A 15,833-nucleotide genomic window follows, 5' to 3' on the forward strand; every position below is an offset into this window, starting at 1 on the left:
GGCCCCAACGTGATCACGGACGTGGCCACCACCGCCTCCACCACCCATGACAGCAAGGTCCTGCCCGGCATCCACACCCGCCTGCACCGCCGCGGCCTGCTGCCCGCCGAGCACCTGGTCGACAGCGGCTACACCTCCCTGCCCCACCTGGAACAAGCCGCACGTGATCACCAGGTCACCGTCTCCGGGCCGCTCCGGGGCAACCCCACCCGGCAGCACCGCCGAGGCGAGGGCTTCGCCCGGGACGACTTTCACATCGACTACGACCGCCGGCAGGTCACCTGTCCCCAGGGGCAGGTCAGCCAGGGCTGGCACGGCCCCTACCCGACCTCCTCGCCCACCGCGGCTCCGCTGATCGTGGCACGGTTCACCAAAAGTCAGTGCCACCCCTGCCCGGCCCGCGCCCGGTGCACCACCTCCCGCGAAAGCACCCGCACCGTCGGCTTTCCTCCGCGAGAACTCCGCGACCTGCAACTCCGCATCCGTGCCGAGCAACAGACACCCGAGTGGAAAACCCGCTACGCGGTCCGCTCCGGAGTGGAGGGAACGGTCAACGAGTTCGCCCACGGCCACGGCATGCGCCGCTGCCGCTACCGAGGGCAGGGCAAGGTCCACCTCCAGCACGTCCTGACCGCCATCGCCATCAACATCGAGCGCCTCAGCGGCCTCCCACCGACCGAGGAAGCACCCCGGCCACGCCGACCGACCGCTTTCCAGACCTACCTCGATCAGCACGAGATCCCCCGGCCGAAGTCCTGGCGCACCCTGGGCACCTGACCTCGGCAACTCCAAGATCCCCGACAGAGTCAAGCTAAGAGCTGTCCCGTAATTCCCGGTGGATCAGCGCGCGGCGTCGGATGCGGTGCATCGCAAGGCGGAGGGTCCTCCGCATACTGGATGTATGCGGACGACCCGACAACGCGGCGAGGTGCCGTAGCTGTCGTCGCGCGCCCGCCGGGAATCACGGGACAGCCCTTACCCGCAACACCCACATCGGCCGGGCCATCCTCACCCTGCACCGACCTGTTCAGACTGAGGTTTGGAAATAGCTCACTCCCACAATGAGGAGTATCGATATAGGTAAATACGATTTTATGCGCCTTTGCTCTTTTGGTCTTCTTCACTCATTCTGAAGCGGTGACCGTTCTGATTACGGGTGCCACGGGTTTTGTGGGCTCACGTATCGCGCATGCGTTGCTGACGACGCGGAACCAGCAGGTTGTCGCACTGGGGCGGGGTGAGCCTTTGGCGCTACGCGACCGTGTCGTGGCGGCGATCGGCCTGCAGGGCGATGTGAACAGTGCCGCTCTGCAGCGGCTGCGGTGCGTCGCGGGCGATGTGACGCTGCCGTGGCTGGGGCTGACGCCGGCACTGCACGCCCGGCTGGCGGGGCAGGTCGATACCGTCTGGCATTGCGCGGGTGACATTGCCCTGGCAGGGGAGCGGGAGCGTCTCTTCCGAGTGAACGCCCAGGGCACCGCCCACGTTCTCGCTTTCATGGACCAGACACGGCCCGCATGCCGACTGGTGCACGTGAGCACTATGGCGGTCGCGGGCAACCGACCCGCCGGGCTGGTGCTGGAAGACGACCTGACCGACGTCCACGGTTTCGTGGCGCACTACGACGCGTCGAAGTACGCGGCAGAGCAACTGGTCCGGCAGTGGGCGGCCCGACGTGCGCGTCCGGCGCTGGTACTGCGGCCCGGCGTGGTGGCCAGTGACCAGGCCCTGCCGGACAGCGCGGCGGAGCATCCGCTGGCCCAGCTGGGGAAGATGGTCAAGGTCCTCGCGGAGGGCGGTGCGCCCGGTATCCCGTCGGCGGCCGAACGCCTGAGGGGGGCCGAGGTGCGCCTGCGGATCAACGCGTCGCCCTCCGCCACCTTCAACATCGTGCCGAGCGACTACGCGACCGAGGCGATGGTCCGCATCGGGTGCGACATGCCTCGTGCGGACTCCGAGGTCCGCACTTACCACATCGTTCATCCCACGCCCACCCGACTGGCAGACGTGTTCCATGTCCTCGAGCGGCTCCACGCCGGTCTGCGACTGGAGTGCGCGGAGGAGTTCGACGGGGCGAGCGTGCCTGAACTCTTCATCGCCAGGCACCTAACAGGCTTTATCAGTTACTGCCGGCTGCAACACCGATACGACCGTGCGCACGCGCTGGCCGACACGCCGGGGCTGCCGGAGCCCGCGCCGGTCGACGCGCGCTTTCTTCAGCGGGCACTCGGATTCGGTGCCTTGTCGGCCTCTTCTCCGAGGTAGCGGTCAGCGGGCCGCTGCCCTCCTCTGACGTGTCAGCGCGAGCGTTCCGCCGTGCCTGCCGGAACATCCATACCAGTCTGTTGGGAGCACACTTGCCCTCGCACATGACCCCGAGGTCCGATGACACCGTCGCCGTGGTGGGCACGGCCTGTCGACTGCCGGGCGGGATCCATCACCTGGACGATCTGTGGGCTGTGTTGACGGCCGGTGCCGACCTGGTCGGAGAAGTACCCCCGGACCGTTTCCCGACCGCGGACTTCGTGGACACCCACCGGCGTCCCGGTCAGTCGTACACCGCGGCGGGTGGCTTCCTGAACGACGTGGCCGGCTTCGACACCACCTACTTCACAGGGATCTCCCCCAGAGAAGCGGCACAGATGGACCCCCAGCAGCGGCTGCTGCTGGAGATGGCGGTCGAGGTGCTGGATGACGCGGGCGCCGACGCCGCCCGGCTGGAGGGGTCGGACACGGCGGTGTTCATCGGCTGCTCGAGCCGGGACTACGGTGAGTTGCAGGCGATGTCACCGGAGTCGGGGGACGCCTACACGATGTCGGGCACGGCGGGCGCCATCGTCGCCAACCGCCTGTCGCACTACTTCGATTGGCACGGACAGAGTGCCACCGTGGACACCGCCTGCTCCTCCGCGCTGACCGCCGTGCACCAGGCATGTGAGCACCTGCGCAACGGACATGCCCGTGTCGCGGTGGCCGGGGGCATCAACGTTCTCCTCAACCCCCACCTGTACGCCGGTTTCTGCAACGCCTCCATGCTGTCGCCCACAGGCCGCTGCCGGCCGTTCTCGGCCGAGGCGGACGGGTTCGCCCGCGCGGAGGGTGGCGGCCTCGTACTGCTGAAGCGGTTGGCCGACGCCAGGGCGGACGGAGATCATGTCCACGCGGTGATCCTGTCCAGCGGCACCAACAACGACGGACGTACCCCCGGCCTCGCACTGCCCAGCAGCGTCGCGCAGCAGGCGCTGCTGCGTCAGGTGTACGCGCGGGCAAGACTGGTACCCGACGACGTCGCGTACCTGGAAGCCCATGGCACGGGCACGCGGGCCGGGGACCCGCTCGAGGTGGAAGCCATCGGCCGTGCGCTCGGGGTCGGTCGCCACCGGGGGCCCCTGCCCATCGGATCGGTCAAGAGCAACCTCGGGCACATGGAGGCCGCCGCCGGCATGGCGGGCCTGTTCAAGGCGATGCTGGTCCTGCGGCACCAGCGGATCCCGGCCACGCTGCACGCCGAACGACTCAACCCGGACATCGCCTTCGACGAACTCAACGTGCGCCCGGTCGCCCGGCCCGAGCCGCTCGACTCCCCCGGGATGGCGGTCGCGGGTGTCAACTCGTTCGGCTTCGGGGGCGCCAACGCCCACGTCGTCATCGCCGCCGCTTCGGCAGCCTCCGTGGACGAGCTGCCGCCCGGGCCATCATCGGCGACCGCTCTGCCACTGGTGGTGTCCGCCCGTACCCCGGCGGCCCTGAAGCGCGCCTGCGAGCAGATGGCGGAGCACCTGCAGTTCACCGAGGACGGCCTCTACGACATCGCCTACACCGCCACATTGCGGCGCACCCGCCACGAACACGCCGCCTGTGTCTGGGCCGCGGACCCGTCACAGGCGGCCGACGCGCTTCTGCGGCTCGCGGGGGGTGAGGCGACCCGGGCGGTGACGACCGCCGTACGCGCGGCGCCGGGACGAGTCGCGTTCGTGTTCGACGGCAACGGTTCCCAATGGGCGGGCATGGGCGCGGACCTGATGACGGACCCGGTCTTCGCCGCCGCCGTCGACGAGGTCGACACCTGCCTGCGCCCGCACCTGAGGTGGTCCGTGGCAGAGAGGCTGGCCGGGGGGTCACCCGATCTGGAGCGCACGGAGGTCGCCCAGCCCCTGCTGTTCGCCGTGCAGGTCGGCCTCGTCCGGCTGATGGAAGCCGCCGGCATCGAGCCGGACGCTGTCGTCGGGCACAGCGTCGGTGAGATCGCCGCCGCGTACGTCGCAGGCTGTCTCGATCTGGAGGAAGCGTGCCGCGTCGTGGCGGTACGCAGCCGCGCCCAGGCCGCCACCGCCGGCAGCGGGCGCATGGCCGCGGTCGGCCTGGGCGCCGACGCGGCCACGAAGGAGCTGGCGGCCTTCGACGGACGCCTGGAACTCGCCGGTGTCAACAGCCCCACCGACGTCACGCTCGCCGGTGACCCTGCGGCGCTGACGGAGCTGGGTCGGCAGCTGACGGCGCGCGGGGTGTTCTTCCGGCTCCTGGACCTGGACTACGCCTTCCACTCTCGGCACATGGACCCCGTGCACGGTGATGTCACGGGTCCGCTGAGCACACTCCGGCCGCGACCGGGCCGACTCGGCTTCGCTTCCACCGTCACGGGGGCCGTTCTGGCGGGCCCGCGGCTCGACGCCGGCTACTGGTGGCGGAACGTACGTGAACCGGTCCTCTTCGCAGACGCCGTCCGGGCTCTGGTGGACGAGGGCTGCACCTCCTTCGTCGAGGTGGGGCCCCACCCCGTCCTGGCCACCTACCTGAAACGGCTGCTGCCCGCGAGGGCCGGCGCGCATGCCACACTGCACCGCGACACCGACGGCCCCACCGCTGTGCGACGTGCCGCCGCCGCGGTCATCGCCGCGGGCACCCGCCCCGGCGCGCGGTGCTTCCCCCGGCCGGGCGCGGTGGTGTCCCTGCCCGGATACCCCTGGCAGCGCGAGCGGCACTGGAATGGAACTCCCGACTGGTGGGCCTCGGTTCCTCAGGACAGGACGGTCGTACATCCTCTGCTGGGCCGGCGGGCGGCTGTCGCCGAGCCGACCTGGCATCAGCAGCTCACCGGAAGCAGGCTGCCGTGGCTGGCCGATCACCAGGTCGGCATGGACGTCGTCATGCCGGCCACCGCGTACCTGGAGGCCGCGCTCGCGGCGGGCCGTGCGGGTCTGGGCGCCCGGTGCGAGGTCACCGACCTCACCGTGCTCAGACCGTTGACCCTGCCACGCGCCGACGACCCGACGCCCTTGTCCCTGCAGACGTCCCTGTCGGTCGAGGACGGCATCGTCCTCATCGCCTCGCGCCGGGACGCCTCCGCACCCTGGACACCGCACGCGCGCGGCCGGGTACGACGGCATACCGCGCCCGCGCCCGCACCCATCAGCGCCGCCGAGGGAGGCACGGTGGTCGACGCCGCGGTGCACTACGAGCACACCGCGCGCGCCCGCCTGCACTACGGGCCCGCCTTCCGGGTCCTGACCACTCTGCGGGTGTCGGACTCCTGGGTCACCGCCGACTACGAACTCCCCGCCGCGGCCGCGAAGGACGGTGATGGTTTCGAGGCGCACCCGGTGATCAGCGACGGGGCCCTGCAGACGACCGCCCCACTCCTCGCCCCGGTCGCGGACGGCCGCGTGTTCCTGCCCACGGCCGTCGAGAAGGCGCGGGTCTGGCACCAGCCGCCGGCCCGGGGGCGGATTCACGTCAGGCTGCGCCACCTCACCGGTTCGGACGCCGTCGTCGACGTCACCGTCAGCCTGGAGGACGGCACCGTCGCCGCTGAGCTGTCGGGCTGCCGCCTGCGTGCCCTCACCGCAAAGGACGGGTTGCAGGAGCTGGCCACCGTGCTGCGTCACGCGCCACTCCCCGGCGGGTGGCCGGTTCGCTCCACCGCCGTTCCACTCCCGGGACCGGAGACCTCGGCGGCGGCGACGGCCGCGGCCCGGGCGGCCTTCGAGGCAGACCAGGCGGACGACTACCCGCGCTTCGCCGCCCTCGCGAAGACGACGGCGGGGCACTATGCCGCCGCTGCCTTCGCTGCTCTGCTCCCCGGCACCAGTTCGTTCTCTCTGGGTGATCTGTTGGACGCGGGCCTGCGACCGCACTACGCCCCCTACGCGCGTCTGCTCGCGGGACTGGCGGCCAAGGCCGGGCTGCTCCAGCCCACTTCGGGAGGGGAGCGCTGGGACTTCACCGGCGTGCCCGCCGCTGCGGAATCCCATATGCGCCGGTGGTCGGAGCGCTGCCCTCAGTGGATCACCGCCATCGCCCTGGCCGCCCGTTACGGAACGCATCTGACCGACATCCTCACCGGCCGGACCGACGCCCGCGAGGTGTTGTTCAACGAGGCCGACCGCCACCTCGTGGAGGCTTTCTACGCCGACACCCCCCAGATGCGCGCGCACGGCCACTACGTCCGTCTCGTCATCGAGGAGGCGCTGCGTACATGGCCGACCGGCCGCCCCCTGCGCGTGCTCGAAGTCGGCGCCGGCACCGGCGGTCTCACCACGGCGCTGCTTCCCGTGCTTCCGCCTCACCTCACGAGCTACACCTTCACGGACGTCACGCCGGCCTTCTTCCCTCGCGCGCAGGCCCGGTTCGCCGACCACGACTACCTCGACTACCTCGACTACCGCACGCTGGACCTGAACCGCGACCCGGCGGAGCAGGGTTTCGTGCCCGGGTCCTACGACCTGATCGTGGCCGCGAACGTGCTGCACGCCACCGCCGACCTCCGGGCCACGTGTACCCGGCTGGCGCGGCTGCTCGACTCCGGTGGGCAACTGCTGGCGGTGGAGAGTCACGACGAGGAGATCATTGGCCCGTGCTTCGGGCTGCTGCCGGAGTACTGGTCGTTCACCGACGACCAGGTGCGGACCAGTCCTCTGCTTCCTCGCGCGGCATGGCCGCCGTTGCTGTCCGACTGCGGCTTCGACGCCGTCGCCGACGTCGGCAGCGAGCAACCGGAGACCGCGCAGGACTACTGCTTGCTGATCGCGCGGCGGAGCACCGCCCCCGGGGCTCGCCCGCATCCCGCCCCGCCCGCCCTGGAGACTCCCACCCGCACCGAGGGCCCGTGGCTGGTCGTCACCGACGCTGCCGGCCAGTCCCTGGCAGGGACGTTGGCCGACGACCTGCGTGCGGCCGGGGCCCACGTCACCGGCACGCGTGTGCCGGACGCCTGGGACCGGGGGCTGGGCGACTTCACCGACCAGGTGCCGTCACGCGTGGTGCTGCTCTTCGGCACCGAGCAGGAGCAGGCCGACGCCGACCTCGTCACGGAGGCCGCAGGCGTCGTGAAGGCCACGGCATCCGCCCTGGCCGCCGCCGGTCACGCCGACCCCCAGCTGTGGTTGGTCACTCCCCCGACAGGCCTGCACCCCGCGCCGGCGGACACCGGGGGCCTGCCCTGGGCCGCCGCGCTGTGGGGTGTCGGCCGGGTCGTGGCCAACGAGCACCCGATCCTGACGGTACGCCGCGTCAGCCTCTCCTCCTCCGGGGACCTGGCGCATGACGCCGCCCGGCTCACCGCGGAACTCCTCGCACCGGCCCGGTCCGGCGCGCCGGGCGAGGAGGACGAGACCGTGCTGGAGACGCATGGCCGCTTCGTCCCCCGACTGCGCCCTCTCGCGCCCGCGGCCCGACAGGCAGGACGCCACGACACCTACCGGCTGCGGCTGCACCGCGCAGGGCGCGGCCAGCAGCTGACCTGGGCTGCCGCCGAGGCGGAGGAGCCGGGCCCCGGCGAGGTGATCCTCCGCGTCAAGGCCGCCGCGCTCAATTACCGCGATGTGATGCTCGCGGAGGGCTTGCTCCCTCCCGACGCCGAGCCGGCCACCCCCACAGGGCCTCTCCTGGGTCTGGAGTGCGCCGGTATCGTGACCGCCACCGGCCCGGACGTGGCCGAGTGGTCGGTGGGTGACCGTCTGTTCGCTTTCGCCCACGGTGCGCTCGGCTCCCATGTACGGGTGCGGACCGAGCAGGCCGGCCGCATGCCCGAGCACATGACCTTCGAACAGGCGGCGACGCTGCCTGCGGTCTTCCTCACCGTCCAGCACTCCCTGGAGACCCTCGCCCACCTCCAGGCCGACGAGACCGTGCTCGTCCACGGCGGCGCCGGCGGTATCGGCCTGGCCGCCCTCGCCTACGCGCGACACATCGGCGCCCGGGTGATCGCCACCGCCGGCACACCGGCCAAGCGGGACCTGTTGCGCACGCTCGGCGCCGAGGCGGTCTTCAACTCCCGGGACCTCTCCTTCGCACACCAGGTCCGCGACGCGACCGCAGGGCGGGGCGTGGACGTCGTGCTGAACTCGCTGGCCGGCGAGGCCATCGCCCGCAGTCTGGAGTGCCTGACACCGGGCGGCCGGTTCGTCGAACTGGGCAAGCGAGACATCTACGCCAACGCCCCGTTGCTCCTCCGCCCGTTCCGGGACAACCTGGCCTATTACGGCGTCGACATCACCCGCTTCATCGCCGACGCGCCCGAGGGGGCCGCGGCCGCTTTCCGCACGGTCAGTGAACGCGTGGGGGCCGGCGTCTACCGGGCTCTGCCCCATCAGACTCACCCGGCCAGCCGCATCAAGGACGCGTTCAGCGCGCTGCGCCACTCGCGTCACCTGGGCAAGGTCGTCATCTCCTTCACCGACAGCTCGCCGGTCGTCATCGACCAGCCCGAACCGGCAGTGCGGCTCGACCCCGACGTCACGTACCTGATCACCGGCGGGCTGAGCGGCCTGGGCGCGGCGACGGCCCGTCACCTCGCCGACCGCGGCGCCCGTCACCTGGCTCTCCTCTCCCGGCGCGGTGTCCAGGCGCCCGAAGCCGCCGGTCTGATGGCCGACTTGGAGAGGGCGGGCACGACGGTACGGGTGTACGGTGCCGACGTCACCGAGCCCGAGGCCGTCGAGGCGGTCATCGCGGAGGCGGATCAGCTCCGTCGTCCGGTACGCGGCGTCGTGCACGCCGCCATGCATCTCGACGACGCCCCCCTGAGCGACCTCACCGCCGAGCGGTTCGCCGACGTTCTGGCCCCCAAGGTGCGCGGCGGCTCGGTACTCCACGACCTCACACGCGACCGCGCGCTCGACTTCTTCGTCGTCTACTCTTCCGTCGCCGCCCTCATCGGCAACCAGCACCAAGCCCCGTATGCGGCCGCCAACCTCTACCTGGAAGCACTGGCGCGACAGCGCCGGGACCATGGCGGGCCGGGTCTGGCCCTGGCCTGGGGCGGCATCTCCGAAACCGGTTACGTCGCACGAACGCAGATGGCTGACACCATCGCCCGCACCGGCATCGGACTGATCTCTCCGGCCACCGCTCTGGCCGCTTTCGACCGGCACCTTCACCGTGCGCACGGCCAAGCAGCCATCGGTGTCATGGACTGGGACCGGCTCACCGGTTTGCTCCCCGCGCTGTCCGTGGCCCGCTTCACCGCCCAGCTGACCCACGCGCACTCTCGCGCGTCCCGTGCCCAGGCCGACGACCTGCGCAAGCGCCTGAAGTCCGCCGGGAGCGACCAAGCGCGACTCGACCTGGTCACCGAGGTCCTCGTCGACGTGGCCGCCCGCATTCTTCAGACCACCACGGACCGCGTCGACCCCACCGCGAACCTCGCCGACCTCGGCCTGGATTCGCTCATGGGCGCGGAACTCTCCGTCTCCCTCCAGCAGACCTTCCACTGCGAACTGTCCATGATGGAGCTGATGGCCGCCGCGACCCTCGAGGGAATCGCGCACCGAATCCACCGCACACTGCACCACTAGAGCGGCGACGGGATACGGCGAGGGGCCTTTCCCGAGGGATCGGCCCCTCAGCCCGGTCCGCGGCGGTCAACCGGCCGTGGACGGGCCGGACAAACGCTCGCACGGACGGCTTCGGGCGGGAAGCCACCAGTTGGCGGGACCGAGCGCCGCCATCACGGCGGGCACCAGGACGCCGCGGACCAGTACCGCGTCCACGAGTGCGGCCAGAGCCACTCCCGCTCCGATCATCTTGATCACGGATGCGGAGGAGGTGGCCATGGCGGCTGTGGAGATCGCCACGGCCAGCGCGGCGGACGTCATCAGGCGCCCGGTGCGGGCGATCCCCTCGACCACGGCGAGCCGGTTGTCCGCCGTGCGCTGGTACTCCTCGCGAATACGTCCCAGCAGGAACACCTCGTAGTCCACTGACAGGGCCAGCGCGATGGCCAGGGTGAACAGCACCAGGGAGATGTCGAGCATCCCGGTCACCGTGAACCCGCCCAGCACGCCGCGAGCCGTCCCGTTCTGGAACACGGCGACCACGGCTCCCAGACTCGCCCCGAGACTGACGACCGCCACGACAAGTGCCTTGAGGGGTGCGACGACGCTGCGGGTGAAGAGGGCCAGGAGGACGGCGAGACCGGCGCCGAGCAACGCCACCGTCCATGGCAGCGCTCGTTTGGCCGCCGACAGTGTGTCCTCGACCTCGGCAGCCCGCCCGCCGACCAGCACCGGCCCCGGTGCGGGAAGCGCCCGGATCGCCTTGATCAGAGTGGCGGCCTCGTCCTCACCCGCCCGCACGGATGGGGCGGCGGTGGCGGCGAGGACGGTCCCCCCGCCCGGCGAACCGGCCGCCTTCCGTACGCCGGTCACGCCCGGGATGTCGGCCACCGCGCGTTCGTACTCCGCCATCCGCTTGGCCGGCACCGGCCTTGAAAGCACCACCAAGACCACCTGTTCCGGCGCACCGGTGAAATCGGCCCTGACCCGCTCATCGGTAGCGGCAACGGGTGAGGAAGCGGGCATGATCCGGTGGTCCATGACGCCGAACTGCACCTGAGTGAACGGCCATGCCATGAGCACCAGCACCACCGTGGCAGCTCCGCCCGCCACCGTCCACCGCCGGGTCACGGCCCGCGCGATCCGCCGCCAGACCGGGCTTCCCTCGCCCAGCCTGGTACGCCGCCAGCGGTGGAAGGGATCACCACGCTCACACCACGGCCCCAGGAGCACCACACACGCGGGCACGAGCAGCAACGCCGCGACGGCCGACAGAACCGCGACCGCCGCGCCCGCCAAGGCGAGAGCGCGGACCAGGGGGACCGGGATGACGGCCACCGCGGCCAGGCACACCGTGACCGCGGCGGCGGAGAAGACCACCGAGCGTCCGCTGGTCCGCAGAGCGGTGTCCAGCGCCTCCGAGCGGGGCAGCCCCGTGGCGAGTTCCTCCCGGTACCGGGCGAGGAGGAACAGCGTGTAGTCGACGGCCAGGCCGAATCCGACGGCCAGCGCCGCGTTGGCCGAGAACGACGAGATATGGACGAACCGTGCCAGACCGCCGAGCAAAGGGATCGTGCAGCCCACCGCCACTCCCGCCACCACCACCGGCATGAGAGCACTGACGAACGAGCCGTAAGTGATCAGAAGCACCACGAGAACCACCGGCGCCGCCAGCAGTTCGGCACGCAGCAGATCGCGTGCGATGCGATCGTCCACCTGCCTCACCGTCCACGAGGGCCCACTCGCCCGGACCGAGGACGTCGGCACCGCCGCCCGTGCGTGCGCCACCAAGCGCTCGGCCGTCTTCTCGCGGTCCTGCACGGAGCCCGTCAGTCTGGCCAGCACGAGCACGGCAGCGTCGTCACGGGTACGCAGGCCCGGCTGCTCTCGGCTGCTCTCGGCTGCCACCGGACCAGACGGCACGCACGCCTGGCTCACGGGACAAGGCCCGAGAGACGGCCAGGGCGGCCTGCTCCGCCGTGCGTTCAGCTCCCTCATCGCCCGAGACGGTCAGGACCAGATCGGCGGGCGGGGCACCCAGGCGCTCCGCCGCGTGCCGCGCCCGGAACGCCTCCGAGTTCTCGGTCACCGTCCCGTCACGGCCGAACACCGCGACCGCCCCCGGAATCAGCCACGCCGCGCACACCACCACGATCAACGTGCCGAGGACCACCAACCGCGCCCGCGCCGCCGACAGCTGGATCACTACGCCTCACTCCTTCACGGGTTCGTTCCGCGTCCGTGAAGGAGAACGCCTCCGGCCGCCTTAGGTAGCTATCCGGGCCTCGATACTCGTGACGAACCGAGTCCCCCTCGGGGATGCCGGGCTCTTCGCGTTCCGCCGGAGAGGGCATCACCCAGTGGACCGTCTTCTCCTGAGGCGCGCACGGCTGCTCGCCGGACTGCCCCGGAGCTCAAAGGAAACCGGGGCGGCAGCCAGACTTCTCCGAAGCCTGTGCAGGTTACGCCAGTTCACACAGTGGTGCTGGGGCCGTGCCCATGGAGTGCGACGGTCGTTAGCCGAGCGGCGGCATCGACGCTGTGCGTATGCGGAGACATCGGCGCACAGCATGACTCAGCGCTCGCCGGCCTGGTCCTCATGGGCCTCGGCCACGGGTGCTTCCGCCGGGCGGCCCGTTCGCCGACAAGAGTACGAGGTTGCAGGTGCTGCGCCTCGGCGGCATGGGTGCAACCGCGCGCCGTGGCCAGTCGAGCAGGGAGAAACGATGACCAGAGCACGTACCAACGGCGTTGCCCATCAGGCCGCTGCCTTTCTGCAGCAGATGACCGGGGAGGCCCTGGAATTCGAGATGCGGGCCTGGGACGGGAGCGTCGCGGGTGCCGAGTCGGGATCTGCCCTGGTGCTGAAGCACCCCGACGCGGTGCGACGCATGCTGTGGCGTCCCGGACAACTCGGAGCCGCTCGAGCGTTCGTGGCCGGGGACATCGACATCGAGGGTGACCTGGTAGCGGTCATGCGACAACTGGGGTCCGCCCTGGGGTCCTCCCGATCGGATCTCGCGCGCGCGGCCCTGTCGTCATGGCGTCTCGGTGTGAATCGGCAGGTCCTGGGACCACCGCTCCGCCCCCCGTCGGGGGAGGTCCGGCCCACCCGTGGCGCCCGAGCGGTACGCCATCACTACGACGTCGGTGACGATTTCTACAGACTCGTCCTCGGGTCCTCAATGGTCTATTCCAGTGCCTATTGGGGCCAGAGGGCGGCTCCCGCCGGGTTCGAACTGGACGACGCGCAACGCTCCAAACTGGACCTGATCTGCCGCAAGCTCGACCTCCAACCAGGGATGCGGCTGCTGGACCTCGGCTGTGGATGGGGCAGCCTGCTTCTGCACGCTGCCCGGCACTATGGTGTCAATGGTGTGGGCGTGACCCTCTCACCGAACCAGGCGCGACTCGCCACCCGAAGGATTGAGGAAGCCGGCCTGTCGGACCGCTTGCACGTACGGCTGCAGGATTTCCGCGCGATCTCGGACGGGCCCTTCGACGCCGTGGCCAGCGTCGAGATGACTCAGCACCTGTCACGTCGTGGTCAGAGCCGACATATTGCCTCTTTGGCGCGTCTGGTCGCGCCGGGCGGACGCGTCCTCAGCCACGAGTTGTGCATCCTGCGCCCCGGGCGACGTCTGGTGCGCAGTCCGTTCATGCTCCGTTACGTGTTCCCGGACTTCAACCCGGGCGAGATCGGCCGCAGCGTGCTGCAGGCGGAGCGTTCCGGCCTGGAGGTTCTGGACGTCGAGAACCTCCGGAGAGACTTCGCTCTGACGCTCAGGGCGTGGCTGGACCGGCTGGAGACGCGGCACGAGCGGGCCGTTGAACTCGTCGGCCGAGAGACGGTGGCCGCCTGGCGGTTGCTGTTCGCCGTCGGGATGCTGTCCTATGAGGCGGGTCACCTGAATCTGCAGCACATGGTCTGTGTCCGTCCGTACCCGGTCAAGCGGCGGATCTTCACGCCCCAGCCCGGCTGCTATCGACGTCCTGCCCCGTCCATGCCCGGTGCGCCGGAAGAAGTGCCGGTCGGTTGAGCCGGCTTCCGCTTTCCGAACGTAGTCGTTGAGTTTCCACTGTTCAGGCATGGTCCTGGCGGTCGGCGGCGGCCTGGACACGGCGCGCACGGTGCGGCCGACGAGGGTGCGCAGCACCGGCCACAGCTGGCGGAGCGGGCCCTGGTTGAGGACATGTTTCCATCATGACCGCAGGACAGCGGTAAGGGGCATGATGCGCGAGCCTGCTTCCGGAGTGCAGGACGGCGAGGCAGTGAGTTGAGACTCGGCCCGACCCGTTGTCGCCCATTCGGCCTCGTCGCTCATGCCGACGTCCTGCCCGTGAGCCATCACGTGCGGGGCCGGTGATTCCGCCCCCATCCTGTCGGCGCCACCAGCCCTGAGACCGACAGCCTCCCGGCTGGGCCCAAAGTCCCTGAGACGTCCCACAGAAGAAGCGACTTCCCCTCCTGACTGGCATACGTGCGGGTCAGGAGGGGATTCGCGATACCTTTTCTTTGACCTTTCAAATGTCCCGGAAGATCTCGATCTGCGCCCCCACCGAGTTCAGTCGCTCCGCCAGGTCCTCGTAACCGCGGTTGATGACGTAGACGTTGCGGAGCACCGAGGTGCCCTCCGCCGCCATCATCGCCAGCAGGACGACCACGGCCGGGCGCAGGGCCGGCGGGCACATCATCTCGGCGGCGCGCCAGCGGGTGGGGCCCTCGACCAGGACCCGGTGGGGGTCGAGCAACTGCAGCCGTCCGCCGAGGCGGTTGAGGTCGGTCAGGTAGATGGCGCGGTTGTCGTAGACCCAGTCGTGGATGAGGGTCTGCCCCTGCGCCACCGCCGCGATCGCCGCGAAGAACGGGACGTTGTCGATGTTCAGGCCGGGGAACGGCATCGGGTGGATCTTGTCGATCGGCGCCTCCAGTTTGGAGGGCCGGACCGTGAGGTCGACCAGCCGGGTGCGGCCATTGTCCGCGACGTACTCGGGGGTGCGGTCGTGGTCGAGGCCCATCTCCTCCAGGACCGCGAGCTCGATCTCCAGGAACTCGATCGGCACCCGGCGCACCGTCAGCTCGGACTCGGTGACGACGGCCGCGGCGAGCAGGCTCATCGCCTCGACCGGGTCCTCGGAGGGGGAGTAGTCCACGTCGACGTCGATGCTCTCCACGCCGTGCACGGTGAGCGTGGTGGTGCCGATGCCCTCGACCCTGACGCCCAGGGCCTCCAGGAAGAAGCACAGGTCCTGGACCATGTAGTTGGACGAGGCGTTGCGGATGACGGTCACGCCGTCGTGCCGGGCGGCGGCCAGCAGCGCGTTCTCGGTGACCGTGTCCCCGCGTTCGGTCAGCACGATCGGCCGGTCGGGGCTGACGGAACGGTCCACCACCGCGTGGTACTGGCCCTCCGTCGCGGCGACCTCCAGGCCGAACCGGCGCAGCGCGATCATGTGCGGCTCGACGGTGCGCGTGCCGAGGTCGCAGCCGCCGGCGTACGGCAGCATGAAGCGGTCCGTGCGGTGCAGCAGCGGACCGAGGAACATGATGATGGAGCGGGTGCGGCGGGCCGCGTCCGCGTCGATGGAGTCGAGGTCCAGCGTGGCGGGCGGCACGATCTCCAGGTCGACGCCCTCGTTGACCCACCGCGTGCGGACGCCGATCGAGCCCAGCACCTCCAGGAGGCGGTACACCTCCTCGATGCGGGCGACGCGGCGCAGCACCGTGCGCCCCTTGTTGAGCAGTGAGGCGCACAGCAGTGCCACGCACGCGTTCTTGCTCGTCTTCACATCGATGGAGCCCGACAGGCGGCGGCCGCCGACGACCCGCAGGTGCATCGGACCGGAGTAGCCCAGGGAGACGATCTCGCTGTCGAGCGCCTCACCGATACGGGCGATCATCTCAAGGCTGATGTTCTGGTTGCCGCGCTCGATGCGGTTGACGGCGCTCTGGCTGGTGGCGAGTGCCTCCGCCAGTTGTGCCTGTGTCCAGCCGCGGTGTTGCCGGGCGTCACGGATGAGCTTACCGATGCGTACGAGGTAGTCGTCTGACATGAGAGC

General features: G+C 70.4%; 7 protein-coding genes. 4 read left to right on the top strand and 3 right to left on the bottom strand.

Going from position 1 to position 15,833, the window contains the following annotated elements; all coding sequences use genetic code 11:
• From TU30_RS31410 to TU30_RS31420, 3 genes are all read left to right on the top strand, one after another.
• Nucleotides 1-777 (top strand): transposase (locus TU30_RS31410; RefSeq protein WP_042176709.1); only part of this gene is annotated, 777 nt, incomplete at its 5' end.
• A gap of 360 nt (nt 778-1,137) precedes the next feature.
• Nucleotides 1,138-2,265 (top strand): SDR family oxidoreductase, encoded by a 1,128-nt coding sequence (locus TU30_RS31415; protein ID WP_042176727.1) that lies wholly within the window; start codon nt 1,138-1,140, stop codon nt 2,263-2,265.
• Nucleotides 2,266-2,369: 104 nt separating this feature from the next.
• The gene (locus tag TU30_RS31420; protein ID WP_042176711.1) at nt 2,370-9,794 is read left to right on the top strand and encodes a type I polyketide synthase; all 7,425 of its coding nucleotides are present in this window, start codon (nt 2,370-2,372) and stop codon (nt 9,792-9,794) included.
• A 66-nt stretch (nt 9,795-9,860) separates the two neighbouring features.
• Here the strand turns inward: TU30_RS31420 and TU30_RS31425 are convergent, their stop codons facing one another.
• Together TU30_RS31425 and TU30_RS36320 are read right to left on the bottom strand one after the other, a co-directional pair.
• Nucleotides 9,861-11,711 (bottom strand): MMPL family transporter, encoded by a 1,851-nt coding sequence (locus TU30_RS31425; protein WP_234308053.1) that lies wholly within the window; start codon nt 11,709-11,711, stop codon nt 9,861-9,863.
• Nucleotides 11,635-11,979 (bottom strand): hypothetical protein, encoded by a 345-nt coding sequence (locus tag TU30_RS36320; RefSeq protein ID WP_052479987.1) that lies wholly within the window; start codon nt 11,977-11,979, stop codon nt 11,635-11,637. Before TU30_RS36320 ends, TU30_RS31425 begins: the two co-directional genes overlap by 77 nt.
• Before the next feature lie 520 nt (nt 11,980-12,499).
• On the opposite strand from TU30_RS36320, the gene TU30_RS31430 reads away from it, so the two are divergent.
• Nucleotides 12,500-13,813, top strand: a complete 1,314-nt coding sequence (locus tag TU30_RS31430) for a cyclopropane-fatty-acyl-phospholipid synthase family protein (protein ID WP_042176714.1) — start codon at nt 12,500-12,502, stop codon at nt 13,811-13,813.
• A 484-nt stretch (nt 13,814-14,297) separates the two neighbouring features.
• Here the strand turns inward: TU30_RS31430 and TU30_RS31435 are convergent, their stop codons facing one another.
• Nucleotides 14,298-15,827 (bottom strand): UDP-N-acetylglucosamine 1-carboxyvinyltransferase, encoded by a 1,530-nt coding sequence (locus TU30_RS31435; protein WP_042176719.1) that lies wholly within the window; start codon nt 15,825-15,827, stop codon nt 14,298-14,300.
• Nucleotides 15,828-15,833: the final 6 nt, after the last annotated feature.

This window comes from Streptomyces sp. NBRC 110035 (genome assembly GCF_000829695.1).
Lineage (GTDB): Bacteria > Actinomycetota > Actinomycetes > Streptomycetales > Streptomycetaceae > Streptomyces.

Bases quoted from the DNA above. Each gene is read 5' to 3' on its own strand.
- TU30_RS31420 (WP_042176711.1), top strand. From the start codon at position 2,370: ATGACCCCGAGGTCCGATGACACCGTCGCCGTGGTGGGCACGGCCTGT.
- TU30_RS31430 (WP_042176714.1), top strand. From the start codon at position 12,500: ATGACCAGAGCACGTACCAACGGCGTTGCCCATCAGGCCGCTGCCTTT.
- TU30_RS31435 (WP_042176719.1), bottom strand. From the start codon at position 15,827: ATGTCAGACGACTACCTCGTACGCATCGGTAAGCTCATCCGTGACGCC.